14 protein-coding genes are annotated in these 15,231 nt (G+C 71.3%); 7 read left to right on the top strand and 7 right to left on the bottom strand.

The window, feature by feature from the left end; translation table 11 throughout:
* The first annotated feature begins 65 nt into the window (after positions 1–65).
* Both ACZ4M5_RS09835 and ACZ4M5_RS09830 read left to right on the top strand, forming a co-directional pair.
* Positions 66–1,349 carry an amino acid deaminase gene (locus tag ACZ4M5_RS09835; protein WP_467734834.1) on the top strand — a complete coding sequence of 428 codons (1,284 nt, stop codon included), beginning with the start codon at positions 66–68 and terminating at the stop codon, positions 1,347–1,349.
* Between the two features lie 12 nt (positions 1,350–1,361).
* Positions 1,362–2,975 (top strand): N-acyl-D-amino-acid deacylase family protein, encoded by a 1,614-nt coding sequence (locus tag ACZ4M5_RS09830; RefSeq protein WP_467734832.1) that lies wholly within the window; start codon positions 1,362–1,364, stop codon positions 2,973–2,975.
* A 138-nt stretch (positions 2,976–3,113) separates the two neighbouring features.
* Here ACZ4M5_RS09830 and ACZ4M5_RS09825 read toward each other — a convergent pair whose 3' ends face one another.
* The 6 genes from ACZ4M5_RS09825 to ACZ4M5_RS09800 form a co-directional block, all read right to left on the bottom strand.
* Positions 3,114–3,575 carry a hypothetical protein gene (locus ACZ4M5_RS09825; RefSeq protein ID WP_383505051.1) on the bottom strand — a complete coding sequence of 154 codons (462 nt, stop codon included), beginning with the start codon at positions 3,573–3,575 and terminating at the stop codon, positions 3,114–3,116.
* Positions 3,572–4,078 carry a hypothetical protein gene (locus ACZ4M5_RS09820; RefSeq protein WP_467734830.1) on the bottom strand — a complete coding sequence of 169 codons (507 nt, stop codon included), beginning with the start codon at positions 4,076–4,078 and terminating at the stop codon, positions 3,572–3,574. Before ACZ4M5_RS09820 ends, ACZ4M5_RS09825 begins: the two co-directional genes overlap by 4 nt.
* Before the next feature lie 28 nt (positions 4,079–4,106).
* Positions 4,107–5,480 carry a hypothetical protein gene (locus ACZ4M5_RS09815; RefSeq protein WP_467734828.1) on the bottom strand — a complete coding sequence of 458 codons (1,374 nt, stop codon included), beginning with the start codon at positions 5,478–5,480 and terminating at the stop codon, positions 4,107–4,109.
* Positions 5,481–5,553: 73 nt separating this feature from the next.
* Positions 5,554–5,991: a hypothetical protein gene (locus tag ACZ4M5_RS09810; protein WP_467734826.1), complete on the bottom strand. Its 438-nt coding sequence runs from the start codon at positions 5,989–5,991 to the stop codon at positions 5,554–5,556.
* An 800-nt stretch (positions 5,992–6,791) separates the two neighbouring features.
* Complete coding sequence (locus ACZ4M5_RS09805) at positions 6,792–7,718, bottom strand: S1 family peptidase (protein ID WP_467734824.1); 927 nt, start codon at positions 7,716–7,718, stop codon at positions 6,792–6,794.
* Between the two features lie 161 nt (positions 7,719–7,879).
* Positions 7,880–8,668, bottom strand: coding sequence for a hypothetical protein (locus tag ACZ4M5_RS09800; RefSeq protein ID WP_467734822.1), 789 nt, complete (start codon positions 8,666–8,668; stop codon positions 7,880–7,882).
* Between the two features lie 125 nt (positions 8,669–8,793).
* On the opposite strand from ACZ4M5_RS09800, the gene ACZ4M5_RS09795 reads away from it, so the two are divergent.
* Positions 8,794–10,005, top strand: a complete 1,212-nt coding sequence (locus ACZ4M5_RS09795; protein ID WP_467734820.1) for a pyridoxal phosphate-dependent aminotransferase — start codon at positions 8,794–8,796, stop codon at positions 10,003–10,005.
* A gap of 111 nt (positions 10,006–10,116) precedes the next feature.
* The gene (locus tag ACZ4M5_RS09790; protein ID WP_467734818.1) at positions 10,117–10,533 is read left to right on the top strand and encodes an SCO4983 family protein; all 417 of its coding nucleotides are present in this window, start codon (positions 10,117–10,119) and stop codon (positions 10,531–10,533) included.
* A 360-nt stretch (positions 10,534–10,893) separates the two neighbouring features.
* Here the strand turns inward: ACZ4M5_RS09790 and ACZ4M5_RS09785 are convergent, their stop codons facing one another.
* Positions 10,894–12,723, bottom strand: a complete 1,830-nt coding sequence (locus ACZ4M5_RS09785; protein WP_467734816.1) for a phosphoenolpyruvate carboxykinase (GTP) — start codon at positions 12,721–12,723, stop codon at positions 10,894–10,896.
* Positions 12,724–13,049: 326 nt separating this feature from the next.
* On the opposite strand from ACZ4M5_RS09785, the gene trhA reads away from it, so the two are divergent.
* From trhA to ACZ4M5_RS09770, 3 genes are read left to right on the top strand one after another with little or no spacing between them, the layout of a single operon-like run.
* Positions 13,050–13,763, top strand: coding sequence for a PAQR family membrane homeostasis protein TrhA (trhA, locus tag ACZ4M5_RS09780; protein ID WP_467734814.1), 714 nt, complete (start codon positions 13,050–13,052; stop codon positions 13,761–13,763).
* A gap of 49 nt (positions 13,764–13,812) precedes the next feature.
* Positions 13,813–14,460, top strand: a complete 648-nt coding sequence (locus tag ACZ4M5_RS09775; RefSeq protein ID WP_467734812.1) for a TetR/AcrR family transcriptional regulator — start codon at positions 13,813–13,815, stop codon at positions 14,458–14,460.
* A 12-nt stretch (positions 14,461–14,472) separates the two neighbouring features.
* Positions 14,473–15,213, top strand: coding sequence for a Mut7-C RNAse domain-containing protein (locus tag ACZ4M5_RS09770; protein WP_467734810.1), 741 nt, complete (start codon positions 14,473–14,475; stop codon positions 15,211–15,213).
* The last annotated feature ends 18 nt before the right edge of the window (positions 15,214–15,231 follow it).

Below are 15,231 nucleotides of genomic sequence, written 5' to 3'. Positions count from 1 at the left end.
ACAGCGTTGAGCGATATACGCAATGGATGTTGCAAGCAGTGCAACACTGCTGATCAGGAGGGTTCATGCCAGCCGACACCACAGCCGAGCCCCTCGCCCGGCTGGCCGCCGAGCGCGTCGACCACCGCTTCAAGGGACTTCCGCCGGACGCCGACGGGCTGACCGTCGGCGAGCTGGCCGCCCAGCGCCGCAACCTCTTCACGGACGGCTTCGCCACCCCCGTGCTCGCGCTGTCCGCCGAGCGCCTGGAGCACAACCTGAAGCTCATGGAGACCTACGCGGCCCGGCACGGCCTGGCCTTCGCGCCGCACGGCAAGACCTCCATGGCTCCCCAGCTGTTCCAGCGGCAGATCGAGCACGGGGCGTGGGGCATCACGCTCGCCGTGCCGCATCAGGTGCGCCTCGCGCGGGCGTTCGGGATCCGGCGGGTGTTCCTGGCCAACGAGCTGGTCGACGCGGCGGCCCTGCGGTGGATCGCCGCCGAGCTGGACGCCGACCCGGACTTCCGGTTCGTCTGCTACGTCGACTCGGTGCGCGGCGTGGAGCTGATGGACGCCGCGCTGCGGGACGCCGGTGCCACGCGCCCGGTGGACGTCGTCGTCGAGCTCGCCGCCGGTGAGGGCGCCCGCACCGGCGTCCGTACGGAGACCGGGTGCGCGGCGGTCGCCGACGCGGTCGCCGGTACGCGGACGCTGCGCCTGGCCGGTGTCGCGGGCTACGAGGGCGAGGTGCCGCAGGCCGGCACCGAGCGGGTGACGGCCTGGCTGCGGCGGCTGGTCGCGCTCGCCGCCGACTTCGACAAGGCGGGCCGTTTCGCGGGCCTGGACGAGATCGTGGTCAGCGCCGGCGGCAGCGCCTGGTTCGACGCGGTCGCCGCCGTCTTCGCGGAGATCCCCGAACTGTCCACGCCGGTGCTGAAGTTGCTCCGCTCGGGCGCGTACGTCTCGCACGACGACGGCCACTACCGCAAGCTCACCCCGTTCAACCGGGTCCCCGAGGAGGGCGCCCTGGAGCCCGCGTTCCGCCTGTGGGCGCAGGTGGTGTCGCGGCCCTCCGCCGAGCAGGCCTTCCTCAACGCGGGCAAGCGGGACGCCGCCTACGACCTGGACCTGCCCGTCGCCCAGGTGCTGCGCCGCGACGGCACCGAGCGCCCCGCCACCGGCGTCACGGTGACCGCCCTGTCCGACCAGCACGCCTGGCTGAGCACCGCGCCGGAGGCGGACGTGGAGGTCGGCGACTGGGTCGGGCTCGGGCTGTCCCACCCGTGCACCTCGTTCGACAAGTGGCAGCTGATCCCCGTCGCCGAGGCGGACGGCACGGTCGTCGACTACGTGCGCACGTTCTTCTAGGAGGCAGCGGCGATGGAAGAGCTCGTCATCCGGGACGCCGACGTCGTCGACGGCTCCGGCGCGGACGCCTACCGGGCCGACGTCGTGGTCGACGGCGGCCGGATCGTGGGGATCGTCAAGGAGGCCGCGGCGGCCGGCTGCCAGCGGCCGAGGGCCCGCCGGGAACTGGACGCGGAGGGGCTGGTCCTCTCCCCCGGCTTCGTCGACATGCACGCGCACAGCGACCTGGCGCTGCTGCGGGACCCCGACCACAGCGCCAAGGCCGCCCAGGGCGTCACCCTGGAGGTCATCGGCCAGGACGGCCTGTCGTACGCGCCGGTCGACGACCGTACGCTCGGCGAGGTGCGCCGGGCGATCGCCGGGTGGAACGGCCCCGGGGACGACATCGACTTCGACTGGCGCACGGTCGGCGAGTACCTCGACCGGCTGGACCGCGGGATCGCCGTCAACGCGGCCTACCTGATCCCGCAGGGCACGGTCCGGGCACTCGCCGTCGGCTGGGAGGACCGGCCGGCCACCCCGCGGGAGCTGGACCGGATGCGGCAACTGGTGGCCGAGGGCATGGAGCAGGGCGCCGTCGGCATGTCGTCGGGACTGACGTACACCCCGGGCATGTACGCGCGGGACGCCGAACTGACCGAGCTGTGCCGGGTGGTGGCGTCCTACGGCGGCTACTACTGCCCGCACCACCGCTCCTACGGCGCGGGCGCCCTGGAGGCCTACCGGGAGATGGTCGCGCTGACCCGGGAGGCGGGCTGCGCGCTGCATCTCGCCCACGCCACCATGAACTTCGGTGTGAACAAGGGCCGGGCGCCCGAGCTGCTGGCCCTGCTGGACCAGGCACTGGCGGACGGGGCGGACATCAGCCTCGACACCTATCCCTACACCCCCGGCTGCACCACCCTCGCGGCCGTCCTGCCGAGCTGGGCGAGCGAGGGCGGCCCGGAGAAGACCCTCGGGCGGCTGGCGGACGACGCCACCGCCGAGCGCATCCGCCACCACCTGGAGGTCCTCGGCTCCGACGGCTGCCACGGCGTGCCCGTCGAGTGGGACACCATCGAGATCTCCGGCGTGACGGACCCGGCCCTGGCCGCGTTCGTCGGCCGGACCGTGGAGGAGTCCGCGGCGCTGCGGGGCGAGGAGCCGTGGGCGACGGCGCGGGGACTGCTGCTGGCGGACCGGCTGGCCCCGACGATCCTCCAGCACGTGGGCCACGAGGAGAACGTCCGTCAGATCATGCGCCACCGGGTGCACACCGGCGGCTCGGACGGCATCCTCCAGGGCGCCAAGCCCCACCCGCGCGCCTACGGCACGTTCCCGCACTACCTCGGGCACTACGTGCGCGAGTTGGGGGTGCTGTCGCTGGAGGAGTGCGTCGCGCACCTGACCTCGCGCCCGGCCGCGCGGCTGCGCCTGCCCGACCGGGGCCTGGTCCGCGAGGGGTACGTGGCCGACCTGGTGCTGTTCGACCCGGCGACGGTGGCGGCGGGCTCGACGTTCGCCGCGCCGCGCACCCTGCCGACGGGCATTCCGTACGTCCTGGTGGACGGCCGGTTCGTGATCGAGGACGGCCGGCGCACGGACGTACTGGCGGGCCGGGCGGTGCGCGGGACTCCCCCCGCGTGACCGCCCGGCCCGGAGGCTGCCCTGGAGCCCGGGGCAGTGCGTTGGGATCACCTCGCTGACCAGCTGAATGCGCTTGAGCCCGCCCATCACAGCCGCCCGTGCTGGTGCGATCACGACCGCTCGACCGGCCGTAGCCGGTCAGAGCCGGAACAGCACACCACGCCAGGTCCAGCCGGCGTCGAGGACAGCCTGGCGCAGGGGGTCCTTCATCTCCCGGGTCTCGAAGCGGAACGTCTCGACCCTGCGCTCGCGGCCGTCGGGCCCCGTCTCCTTGCCCCACACCCGGTACACCGCGTTCGCCGGCCCGCGGGAGCGCTGCCCGAGGACATGCTCGCTCAGCGAGACCTCCCATTGCTCGTCCAAGGCGCGCACTTCGCGCTTCGCCGCGTTCAGACGCATCCGGGTCCAGAGCCGCACGCGCAGCTCGGGCAGCCGGCATTCGGCCACCACGTCGCCCTCTTTCGGCGTGCCGTTGCGTACGACGAAGGGGACGCCCGGGCCGTTGAGCGCCAGCAGCGCTGACCGGACCTCCATGGGCGTGCGCGGTGCCACGCCTTCGTCGGGGCGCCGAGTGCCGAAGTAGTTGTCCAGCAGGCTCATTGCTCCACCCCTGCCCTGGTGTCCGGGCGAACTGTGCGCACGAACTCCTGGAAGTCCGCGAGGACCTCGTTGTGCTGGTCCGCGGTGGCGGTCAGCACGAGCTGGATCACTGCCCGCCTGAGCGGGTTCAGGACATCCGAGAAGGCCACGAACACCTGTGATTGGACGAGGTCGTGTCGCGTGCCACCGACGACGCCCGAGAAGGTCAACCGCTGCGCCAGGGCGGGCGCTTCTGCGGACCCGACCTCGCGGCGTCCGGTCACGACGACCCGCTCGACAGCCTCACGCAGGCGCTGCGCCGACGCATCAGCTAGTTCGGTCAAGGGAGCCGACTCCTGCGGAACCTCGCCGGCGACGGTGATGTTGGCGGTGAACCCGTGGTCCGGGTGCGGATGAACCGCGGCGAAGGCCACCCCTGGGACGTCGACGCCGTCCGGGGGCGCAGCCGTAAGCCAGCCCTCCGGCAGACGGAACTCGATCGGCACCGGCAGTTTCACGGGCATCGCACGCCCTCTTTCCTCAGTATGTGCATTACGACAACCAGCCGCCGACGGTGTCCGTGACCGAGTCGGCGGTGTCACCGATGGTGTCGACTCCGTCTCCGACCACATTGCCCAAAGCGTCAGCCGCGTCGCTGACGCTCTGGGACACCTTGTCCGGGTCCACAGTGAACTCGAGCCCCACGGAGCCGCCGAGGGCGGGGGACAGTCCCACCTTGCCGCCCAGCTTGTAGACGCCGTCCTCGTTCTTCTCGAGGCCATATTTGGCCTCCGCACCGGGGCCGGCCCAGCCCTCAGCCGTCGTGCCGAAGCCGATGCCGGCGAGCTCGCCGCCTCCGGCCACAGACGCCTTCCCACCGGCGAACGCCTTCGCGTTCACGACGACGGCATCCTTGCCTGCCTTGAGACCGGCACTTGCCTCAGCGCCGGCGAAGCCCTCGACCCGCCCATAGGCAGCAGCGTAGGGACCGTACTCGGCCCTACCTTCGGCGAGCCCACGCAGTCCCATGGACCCCTCGGCCTTCGCGTTGAGTCCCGTGTCGGTGAAGCCGAAGTTCGCTGTGGCCCTGGCCCCTCCGTAGGCATCGGCGACCCCGGAGAGCTTCCAGTCCCCACGGGTCATCGCCCCTTCGGCGTTGACGTGGAAAAGGTCTGCTGCTGCCTTGACCGAGCCCTCCTTGCCGTACTTGGGCCCGGTGACCTTGAACTCGGCGCTGGGCCCCTTCGCCGAGGCCTTACCCTCGGACGTCCACCCGTCGGTCTTCGTCTTGGCCTCGTCCGCCTTCGATCCTCCGGCGTGCGCGAGGTCCCCGTCGGCGTGGGCGTTGAATCCGTTGAAGGTGGCGTCGTCGCCCTTGCCGAAGGCGTCTTTGTTGCTGTCGACAACGGCGGCCGTGAGCGCGGTCTTGACGGTCTGATCAGCCTCCGAGATGGCTCTCACCCGATCGTCGATGTGCTGCTGCCACGTCGCGACTGATGCGCGAAGAGTTGCCTGACCATCGGGATCGTGGTGGTGCGCGCTTCGTTCGGCGGGTGTGAGCTGAGAGAAGTCGAAGGCTACGCGTCCCTGCTCGGAGACGGTCATTCCCGCGGCTATCGCATCGTCCCGCGCACTCTCGACCTTCTTCTTGAGGTCGGTGAACTGCTCGTGAGCGGCCCGCAGCAGGCTCGCGATTGCCTTGGCCTGCGTTTGTGCGGCCTGATACTCGTAACGGGTCGCGGCGAAATTCGTTTGGGCCACGCTCGCGCTCTCGCCGAGCCAGGTACGGTCCATCGTGATCTTCTGCACGCTGTCTCGGTAGCGCTTCTCGACCTTGTGGAACTCGTCCGCCATCTCCTTCCACTTGTCGGCGGCTGCCAGAAGGCGACCGAAGCCGGTTGTCATGACTTCGTAGTACGTTGGCATGCGCTGTTCTCCCCCAGAGAGCATGAAGCCCTGCGCGGTCTGGCCGTGCTACCGCTGCGCACCTGTCAGTGGCTCAGTACGTGCTGATGTCGGACCTGAGACCACTGAACTGCTGACGCCGGTCGAGTTCGTACTCGCCGAAGGTTCTCGCGGTGCCCTTCAGGGCGCCCTTCTCCGCCGCCAGCCGGCCCATGAGAGTTTTGACCTGCCTGTCCCACGTGGTCTGCACTGTCTTCAGACCCTCGGCGGCAGCCCACCCCGCGAACTCGGTGACGGCCGTGGTCGTCTCCGTATCTGCCCAGGTCGCGGCCCTGCCCGTGTTCGGCTCGAGTTCGGTCTCAATGGTGTTGGCCGCGGCCCTCTTCCTGGCCGGCGTCGAGGCCTGGTCGGGAGACCTGCCAGCCGCCGAGCCGGATGCCGCCTCGTCTGCGGCACGGTTCAGCCGCATCGATGCCGCTTGCTGTTCGACGGCGCCGGACCGCACCTGCGCCCATTCCTGGTCGAACCCCATGGCCCCGTACCCCCGTTGCTTCACGTGCCACCGATTTCGTGATCACGGCTTCGCAGTCGGATTGTATGCCTCACGCTGCGGCGCCGATTCAGGTGCACGCACGTCGCCAGCTGTTACTCGGCCCACCATGGGTCCTCGCGTCCTTTGGAGCATCCGCTGCGAAGGAGGTGCTTCGCCAATGACATCGAGTGCGGCCAACCGACCCCGAGCAACGAGGATTCACTGCCCTCCTCCATGCGAGGAGGGCCAGAGATCGTTGCCATCAGGCCGACACCGAAGGCCACCTCGACTGGAGCGCCGCAATCGAATTCACCATCGTCCGAGCCCACGGGCACGCTGCCGGGGCCCGTCGCCGGGGCTGTCGGCAAGCCGGACGACCGCGCCCCCTCCCCTGGCGGCACCACAGAGAACTGACCACGAGGACCCACGTCGGACAGGCAGCCGCTGCCGGCAGCTCGGCTTCGCCCTCCCCCGCCCGGGACCACACCAGAGATGGTCCCGGCCGACGAGGCCCGCTCGTCCCGCTCTGTCCGGACCACTCTCCGGCGGCGCGGGGTCCGGGCGGTGGCCCCCGGCCTTCCGAGAGGTCGCCAAGCGCAGGACGCGGTCGAGGGCGGCTGGCCCGCCCGCCTTCGACCGCGAGGCGTGCAAACGGCGCAACACCGGCGAGCGGTGCGTCACATACTCGAGCAGTGGCGCGGCCTGGTCACCCGATACGACAAGACCGCCACCACCTACCTCGTCGGAGTCCGCGTCGCCGACACCTTCATCCGGTCGTCCGGATGATCAGAAGAAACACCCTACGGCTTGGGCAGGGTGCAGCCGCTCGCGCTCAGGTCGAGCTTGCTGTCGATTCCGAAGCAGGCGGGGATCCCGTAGGTCTGCTGGGCGTAGTTGATGCCCTGACGGACCGTCACATTGCCGTTGGCGTCGACCTCGCACGGGTTGTTCACCGTGCAGCGCTCACCGTCCTCGTTGCCGGTGTTGTTGATGGCGACGACCTTGTTGGTGGCCTGGTCGACGACGGGTGAGCCGGAGGTACCGCCGATGGTGTTGCAGGCGGAGGTGTAGCGGACGGAGTCCTTCCAGGTCCAGCCGCCCTCCTTGAGCGTGGGCACGAACCCGTCGATGCTGCAGCTGTAGATCCGCTTCCAGTACCCGGAGGGGATGCTGATGGCGGTGCCGGCGACCGGGTGGGCGTCGTTCAGCGTCAGCGCGTCGATGCCGTACGAGCTCTTGATGCGCCCGTAGGTGGTGCCGAGCTGGTACAGCGCGACGTCCGTGTCGGTCATCGTGCCGTAGGCGAGCTTGGCGGCGCGCAGGGTGGCGACGCGCGAGCCGGAGGCGTTGAGCAGGCTGAACGTACGGCTGGACGACCTGTCGACGAGCACCTGCCCGGGGCTGGGGAAGCCGGACTCCAGGCAGTGGCCGTTGGTCATCACCAGCGCCGGGTCGTCGCTCTCGGAGTCCGGCATGCGCACGACGGAGCCGGAGCAGTTGCTGAGCGCGACGGTGCCGGCGAAGGTGACGGCCTGGGCCGACGGCCGGGTGAGCCCGGACAGCGCCTGCCCGACGGACGTGACCACGTCCGACACGGCTGACGTGGCCGGGCCCGGGTCCGCGGCCTTGCCGACGCCCGTGGGGGCGACGTCGGCGGCGGTCGCGGGAGCCGCGCCGGCCCCGGCTATCGCCAGGGCGAGGAACGCGGCGGCGAGAGGTTTTCTCATGGGGGGTCCCCTCTTGCGACGGAGGCGGCCGGAAATCCTCCGGCCGCCCGCACTGTTGTCATGTGCATTGTGATCGTCGCAAGGGGTCCGCACAAGAACCTGTTCCACAACCGGAACAACAGGTTCCGCTGCGGTTCGCCCCAACTGGCCTTTTCGGCCGACTACTTGGGCCCTTTCGTCCCACCCGGACCGCGTCCCGGTTTCCCACCGGGCCGGCCGGGTCCCGAGGACACGACCGTGGGCGAAGGGTCCTCCGGAGCACCGGTGACCGTGTCGCCGGCCGGGGGCGGAGCGCCGTCGGTGGCGGAAGGCGCCGGGGTCGGGCCCGCGGCGCGGGCAGGACCCGCGGACGCGGACGTGGACGGCCCGCCGGGCGCATCCGGGTCGTCCGGCGCGTCGGTGACCGGGTCGGCGAGCGGCACGGGGGCGGTGCCGGCGGATGACGCCGCCGGGGAATCCTGCGCCGTAGGCGCCGTAGGCGCCGTACGCCCGCCCTGACCGCCCCGCGTCCCGCCGGAGGGCGAACCGGACGGGGAGGACCCGCCGACGACAGCGACCAGGACGACCACGGCGGCCACCGACAAGGCCGCACCCACGGCGCCGACCAGCACCGGACGGCGCACGGCACCCTGCCGGGGCTTGCGCCGGGCCCCGCCCCCCGCGCCCGGACGACGCCGCGGCGGCCCGGCGGCCGGCTCCCGGGTGCGGTCCGCACCGCCGGGCCGCCCGTCGGCACGGGCGCCGTCCGCAGCACCACCCGCGGACGGGGCACCGCCCGCGGACGGGGCAGCGGCCCCGGCGCCGTAGCCGTCCTGCCAGCCGTGCGCGGCCGCCGGATCCGCGTACGCCTCGTACGCGGGGCGCGCGGCTCCCCGCGGCAGATAGACGGGCGGCGGCCCCGGCGGGCCGCCGCCCGTCGCTCCATCGGCGTACTCGAACTCCTCGGGCATGGCGGCGCATTCTAGGGACCGAAGGCGCTGGTGGGACAGCGCGCGGCGATATCCCACCAAAGCGCCCCGTCTCACGTGGCGGAAAACACGACCCGCCACGCGTTACCGGGCCGTAAGCTCCCTGCATGCAGGTGATCCAGTCGACCAAGCTCGCCAACGTCTGTTACGAGATCCGGGGCCCGGTGCTCGAGGAGGCGATGCGGCTGGAAGCGGCCGGCCACAAGATCCTCAAGCTGAACACCGGCAATCCGGCGGCGTTCGGCTTCGAGTGCCCGCCGGAGATCCTGGAGGACGTCCTCCGCAACGTCTCCTCGGCGCACGGCTACGGGGACGCCAAGGGCCTGCTGGCCGCGCGCCGGGCCGTCGTCATGCACAACCAGACCCTCGGCATCGAGACGGACGTCGAGCACGTCTTCATCGGCAACGGCGTATCCGAGCTGATCGTGATGGCGATGCAGGGCCTGCTGGACGACGGCGACGAGGTGCTCGTCCCCGCCCCGGACTACCCGCTGTGGACGGCGGCCGTCTCCCTCTCCGGCGGCACGGCCGTCCACTACCGCTGCGACGAGCAGTCCGACTGGATGCCCGACCTGGCCGACGTGGAGCGCAAGGTCACCGACCGCACCAAGGCCCTCGTCATCATCAACCCGAACAACCCCACGGGCGCGGTCTACGACGAGGCGATGATCAAGGGCCTGACCGACATCGCCCGCCGCCACAACCTGCTGGTCTGCTCCGACGAGATCTACGACAAGATCCTCTACGACGAGGCCGTGCACACCCCGACCGCCAAGGTCGCCCCCGACCTGCTGACCCTCACCTTCAACGGCATGTCGAAGGCGTACCGGGTGGCCGGCTACCGGGTCGGGTGGATGTCGATCTCGGGGCCGCGCGCGCACGCCGACTCCTACATCGAGGGTCTGACGATCCTGGCGAACATGCGCCTGTGCGCCAACATGCCGGGACAGCACGGGGTCGTCGCCGCGCTCAGCGGACGCCAGACGATCAACGACCTGGTCCTGCCGGGTGGACGGCTGCGCGAGCAGCGGGACGTCGCCTACGAGCTGCTCACGCAGATCCCGGGCGTGAGCTGCGTGAAGCCGAAGGGGGCGCTGTACCTCTTCCCGCGCCTGGACCCCAAGGTCTTCAAGATCAAGGACGATCGCCGGATGGTGCTCGACCTGCTCCGGCGCGAGAAGATCATGGTCGTGCAGGGCACGGGCTTCAACTGGCCCGAGCCGGATCACTTCCGGGTGGTGACCCTGCCGACGGTCGGGGACCTGCGCGACGCGGTCACCCGGATCGGCCACTTCCTGGACGGCTACGGCCAGATCTGACCGGGCGCCCCGCTCACTGCCTGTATGCGCCCCGTCCGCTTTTGTGAACAACTCAACTTTAGACGAAATCTAAGCTAGGATGGTTTCCTGTTGAATTCAGGAGGCCCTCCCATGTACGAACCGATCCGCACCAAGTCGGTCCACCACACGGCTGACGGCCCCAACCCGGACTACCCCCACCGTTCCCGGGAGGAGGAGCTGGACATCCAGCTCGCCGGGCACCTCGCCGCCCTGCTCGCCGTCACGGACGAGCTGCGCGCGCAAGAGGACTCGGCCGACCTGGACACGGCGGCGGAGCGGCTGGCGGAGCAGGTGGGCCGGCTGAGGGGAGGCCCCGCCCCGGCCCGGGTGACCGGCACGCGGCGCGAGCGCAGTGCGGCGGCCCTGCACCGTCGGGCACACGCCCTGGCCGGGCGGGCGCTGGTCGTCGCCGCCTCCCGCGCCGACACGGCGGCCGCGATCCTGGCCGCCGAGCGGATGGACGCGCACACGGCGGCCCTGGGGCCCCGCGAACTCGCGTCCCGCTGAGCCCACTCCCGGGCCCCCCTGGACGGCCCCGGTCCGCGTGCACCCGCAGCGACGCGCGGACCGGGCGCCACACACGCGCTGCGTCCCCCGCAGGAACGCCCGGGCGCCCCGGTCGACGTGAGCCGTCGGCCGGGGCGCTCGGTCATGCGTCGGCACGTTCGTGAGCCCGCGGAGCGGGCCGCGCCGAAGCGGGCGGGAGTGTGCCCGTCGCCGCCGGTTTCCGTCGGGGCGGACGGAGGGCGGCGACGGGCCCGGAAGCCCGCACGCCGTTGTGCGGGACCCGCCTGTTCGTCCCGCGGCCGGCCGTGACGATCACTGGTCAGGGCACATCCGTGCCGGCCGCGGAGTTCGGGGTGGGGCTCAGCCCAGGCGCTCCACCAGGGCGCGGTACTGGTCCCACAGCTCCTTCGGCGTGTGGTCGCCGAAGGTGTTGAGGTGCTCGGGGACCAGGGCGGCCTCCTCGCGCCAGACCTCCTTGTCCACCGTGAGCAGGAAGTCGAGGTCGGACTCGGCCAGGTCCAGGCCGTCCGTGTCGAGGGCCTCCTTGGTCGGCAGGACGCCGATGGGGGTCTCGACGCCTTCAGCCTTGCCGTCGAGGCGCTCCACGATCCACTTCAGGACGCGGCTGTTCTCACCGAAGCCGGGCCAGACGAACTTGCCCTCGTCGTCCTTGCGGAACCAGTTGACGTAGTAGATCTTCGGCAGCTTGGACTGGTCCTTGTCCTTGGCCACGTCGACCCAGTGGGCCATGTAGTCGCCCATGTTGTAGCCGCAGAAGGGCAGCATCGCGAACGGGTCGCGGCGCAGCTCGCCGACCTTGCCCTCCGCGGCGGCGGTCTTCTCGGAGGCCACGTTGGCGCCGAGGAACACGCCGTGGTTCCAGTCGAAGGACTCCGTCACCAGCGGCACGGCGGTGGCGCGGCGCCCGCCGAAGAGGATCGCGGAGATCGGCACGCCCTTGGGGTCCTCCCACTCCGGCGCGATGATCGGGCACTGCGAGGCCGGGACGGTGAAGCGGGCGTTGGGGTGCGCGGCCGGAACGCCCGACTCGGGCGTCCAGTCGTTGCCCTTCCAGTCCGTGAGGTGGGCCGGGGCCTCCTCCGTCATGCCCTCCCACCACACGTCGTTGTCGTCGGTGAGGGCGACGTTGGTGAAGACGGCGTTGCCCCACAGCGTCTTCATCGCGTTGGCGTTGGTGTGCTCGCCGGTGCCGGGGGCGACGCCGAAGAAGCCGGCCTCGGGGTTGATGGCGTACAGGCGGCCGTCCTCGCCGAAGCGCATCCAGGCGATGTCGTCACCGATGGTCTCGACCGTCCAGCCGGGGACGGTCGGCTCCAGCATGGCGAGGTTGGTCTTGCCGCAGGCGCTCGGGAAGGCCGCGGCGACGTACTTGGCCTCGCCGCGCGGCGGGGTCAGCTTCAGCACGAGCATGTGCTCGGCCAGCCAGCCCTCGTCGCGGGCCATGACGGAGGCGATGCGCAGCGCGTAGCACTTCTTGCCGAGCAGGGCGTTGCCGCCGTAGCCCGAGCCGTAGGACCAGATCTCGCGGTCCTCGGGGAAGTGCGAGATGTACTTGGTCTGGTTGCACGGCCACGGCACGTCCTCCTGGCCGGGCTCCAGCGGGGCGCCGAGGGTGTGCACGGCCTTGACGAAGAACCCGTCGGAGCCGAGCTCGTCCAGCACGGCCTGGCCCATGCGCGTCATGGTGCGCATCGAGACGGCCACGTACGCCGAGTCCGTGATCTCGACGCCGAGCGCGGACAGCGGCGAGCCGAGCGGGCCCATGCAGAAGGGCACGACGTACATGGTCCGGCCGCGCATCGAGCCGCGGAACAGGCCGCCCTCGCCGTCGGCGCCCTGGAAGATCTCCCGCATCTCGGCGGGGGCCTTCCAGTGGTTGGTCGGGCCCGCGTCCTCTTCCTTCTCGGAGCAGATGAAGGTCCGGTCCTCGACGCGGGCGACGTCGGTCGGGTCGGAGGCGGCGTAGTAGGAGTGGGGGCGCTTGATCGGGTCGAGTTTCCGGAAGGTGCCCTTCTGGACGAGCTCCCCGCACAGTCGCTCGTACTCGGCCTCGGATCCGTCACACCAGACCACGTTGTCCGGCTGCGTCAGTTCGGCGATCTCGTTGACCCACGAGATCAGTCCCTGATGGGTGGTGGGGACGGTGGGAGCCGCGATGTCGCGCGCCACGATTGCTCCTAGATGAGGGATTTTTGTCGTTGTGGAGGCCCCGTGGGGGCTGCGACCCGGATGCTTGTCGATGACTTGGCGCTCATCCGGTGCCGACCGCACTCATTTGATCATCCGATGGAAGTGCCCATCTGTCCAGAGGGGCGCACAGGTGAGCAACGTGAGGATCGCCACGGTTTCTCGCGCGCGCTTTGCGTGCACGTTGCGTTCACCTGACCGTCCATTTGCGTGACCATCGGCCGAGGTGAGGTGAGGCCGGCCACGTGTGACCGCCTGAAGGGACCCGGCTGATGGGCCACTTACGGTTCCGTAGCTACCATTCCGACATGACTGCGTTCGCCCCCGACGCGCCCACGGACACGCCGGACGACGGCAGCGGTCCGCAGGCGCTGCACTTGCCGCACCCGGTGAAGCCCAAGCTCCGCGGCTGGCTCCACCTGGGCATGTTCCCGGCCGCCCTCGTCGCGGGCCTCGTCCTGACCGCGCTCGCCGACTCGACCCGAGGACGCATCGCCTGCGGGATCTACGCACTGACGGCGTGCCTGCTGTTCGGTGTCAGCGCGCTGTACCACCGCGGGGACTGGAGCCCCCGCATGGACGGCATCCTGCGCCGACTGGACCACGCCAACATCTTCCTGATCATCGCGGGCACCTACACCCCCCTGACCATGCTGCTCCTGCCGGACGCCAAGGGCCGGTGGCTGCTGTGGGGCATCTGGGCCGCGGCCGCGGCCGGCATCGTCTTCCGCGTCTTCTGGGTCGGCGCCCCGCGCTGGCTCTACACGCCGTGCTACATCGCGATGGGCTGGGCCGCCGTCTTCTACCTGCCCGACTTCATGCGCACCGGCGGCATCACCGTCCTCGTCCTGATCGTGATCGGCGGCCTGCTCTACAGCGCGGGCGGTGTCGTCTACGGCATCAAGCGGCCGAACCCGTCCCCCCGCTGGTTCGGCTTCCACGAGGTGTTCCACTCCTTCACCCTCGCGGCCTTCATCGCGCACTACGTGGGCATCTCCCTGGTCGCCTACCAGCACGGTTAGCCCTCCCGGCGTGGGCCGTGCGCGCGGCCGGTGTCCGAGAATGACGGACATGACGGCCGCACGCACCACCCGCCCCGACCGCCCCCAGCCGGGGCTCCGGGAGCGGAAGAAGACCAGGACCCGCCGGGCGATCCGCGTCGCGGCCTACGCGCTGATCGAGGAACAGGGCTACGACGCCACGACCATCGGGCAGATCGCCCGGCGCGCCGACGTGTCGCCGTCGACGGTCCTGCGGTACTTCCCCGCCAAGGAGGACATCGTCGTCGGCGACGAGTGGGACGCGGTCATGGCGGCGGAGCTGCGGGCCCGCCCGGCGGACGAGCCGTGGGCGGACGTCCTGCGGCACGTGCTGCGCGCGGCCCTGGACCTCAGCCTCGCCGAGGAGCCCGAGGTGACCCGGCTGCGGGCCCGGCTGGGCGTCGAGGTGCCCGCCGTGCGCGCCCGGATGACGGAGAGCATGGCCGGCGCCGGGGACCTCCTGCGCCGGGCCCTGGCCGAACGCTCCGGGCTCGCCCCGGACAGCCTGGAACTGCGGGTGTTCTCCACGGCCGTCGTGAGCGGCCTCATGGAGGTCTCCCGCTACTGGGCCGAGACCGGCCACCGGGACGACATCCGGCAGCTCGCCGACCGGGCCCTGGACGTCCTCGAGCGCGGCCTGCCGGCCGGAGATCCCCGCGGCCGGCGCCCGTCCCCGTGACATCCTGACCGGGTGAACGGTCCCGAGATCCACGTCGAATTCGCGCCCCTCCTGCACGTGTTCGTCCCCCGCGCCCGCCGGGACGGCACCGTGCGGGCCGCCACCGACGGCGTCTCCAGCCTCGGCCACGTCGTCGAGTCCCTGGGCGTGCCGCTGACCGAGGTGGGCGTCCTGCTGGCCGACGGCCGCGAGGTTCCGGTCTCGCACGTCCCGGTCGCCGGGGAGTCGGTGGAGGTGCGGGCCGTCACCCGCCCGCAGCGCGTGCCGGGGGCTCCCCTGCGCTTCCTCCTCGACGTCCACCTCGGCACGCTGGCCCGCCGGTTGCGCCTGCTCGGCGTCGACACGGCCTACGAGTCGACCGACATCGGCGACCCCGCCCTGGCCGCCCGTTCCGCCGCCGAGCAGCGGGTCATGCTGAGCCGCGACCGGGGGCTGCTGCGCCGGCGCGAGCTGTGGGCCGGGGCGTTCGTGTACAGCACCCGGCCCGCGGAGCAGCTCGACGACGTCCTGGACCGGTTCCGGCCCGAGCTGCGCCCCTGGACGCGCTGCACCGCCTGCAACGGGCTGCTGCGCCGGGCGACCAAGGAGGAGGTCGCCGACCAGCTCGAACACGGCACACAGGCGACCTACGACGTCTTCGCGCGGTGCGGTGCGTGCGGGCGGGCCTACTGGAAGGGTGCGCACCACGAGCAGTTGGAGGCCATCGTGGAGCGGGCCGTGGTGAGCTTCGGTCCGAGCGCCGTGGAGGGTTGAGGAGCGTGGGGCACCGCG

This window comes from Streptomyces sp. NPDC026246 (genome assembly GCF_055567995.1).
Note: the sequence above shows the minus strand (reverse complement) of the source record. Positions and strands in the feature narration are given on the sequence as shown.

Bases quoted from the DNA above. Each gene is read 5' to 3' on its own strand.
- ACZ4M5_RS09835 (WP_467734834.1), top strand. From the start codon at position 66: ATGCCAGCCGACACCACAGCCGAGCCCCTCGCCCGGCTGGCCGCCGAG.
- ACZ4M5_RS09810 (WP_467734826.1), bottom strand. From the start codon at position 5,991: ATGGGGTTCGACCAGGAATGGGCGCAGGTGCGGTCCGGCGCCGTCGAA.
- ACZ4M5_RS09815 (WP_467734828.1), bottom strand. From the start codon at position 5,480: ATGCCAACGTACTACGAAGTCATGACAACCGGCTTCGGTCGCCTTCTG.
- ACZ4M5_RS09800 (WP_467734822.1), bottom strand. From the start codon at position 8,668: ATGCCCGAGGAGTTCGAGTACGCCGATGGAGCGACGGGCGGCGGCCCG.
- trhA (WP_467734814.1), top strand. From the start codon at position 13,050: ATGACTGCGTTCGCCCCCGACGCGCCCACGGACACGCCGGACGACGGC.
- ACZ4M5_RS09790 (WP_467734818.1), top strand. From the start codon at position 10,117: ATGTACGAACCGATCCGCACCAAGTCGGTCCACCACACGGCTGACGGC.
- ACZ4M5_RS09825 (WP_383505051.1), bottom strand. From the start codon at position 3,575: ATGAGCCTGCTGGACAACTACTTCGGCACTCGGCGCCCCGACGAAGGC.
- ACZ4M5_RS09820 (WP_467734830.1), bottom strand. From the start codon at position 4,078: ATGCCCGTGAAACTGCCGGTGCCGATCGAGTTCCGTCTGCCGGAGGGC.
- ACZ4M5_RS09775 (WP_467734812.1), top strand. From the start codon at position 13,813: ATGACGGCCGCACGCACCACCCGCCCCGACCGCCCCCAGCCGGGGCTC.
- ACZ4M5_RS09795 (WP_467734820.1), top strand. From the start codon at position 8,794: ATGCAGGTGATCCAGTCGACCAAGCTCGCCAACGTCTGTTACGAGATC.
- ACZ4M5_RS09805 (WP_467734824.1), bottom strand. From the start codon at position 7,718: ATGAGAAAACCTCTCGCCGCCGCGTTCCTCGCCCTGGCGATAGCCGGG.
- ACZ4M5_RS09830 (WP_467734832.1), top strand. From the start codon at position 1,362: ATGGAAGAGCTCGTCATCCGGGACGCCGACGTCGTCGACGGCTCCGGC.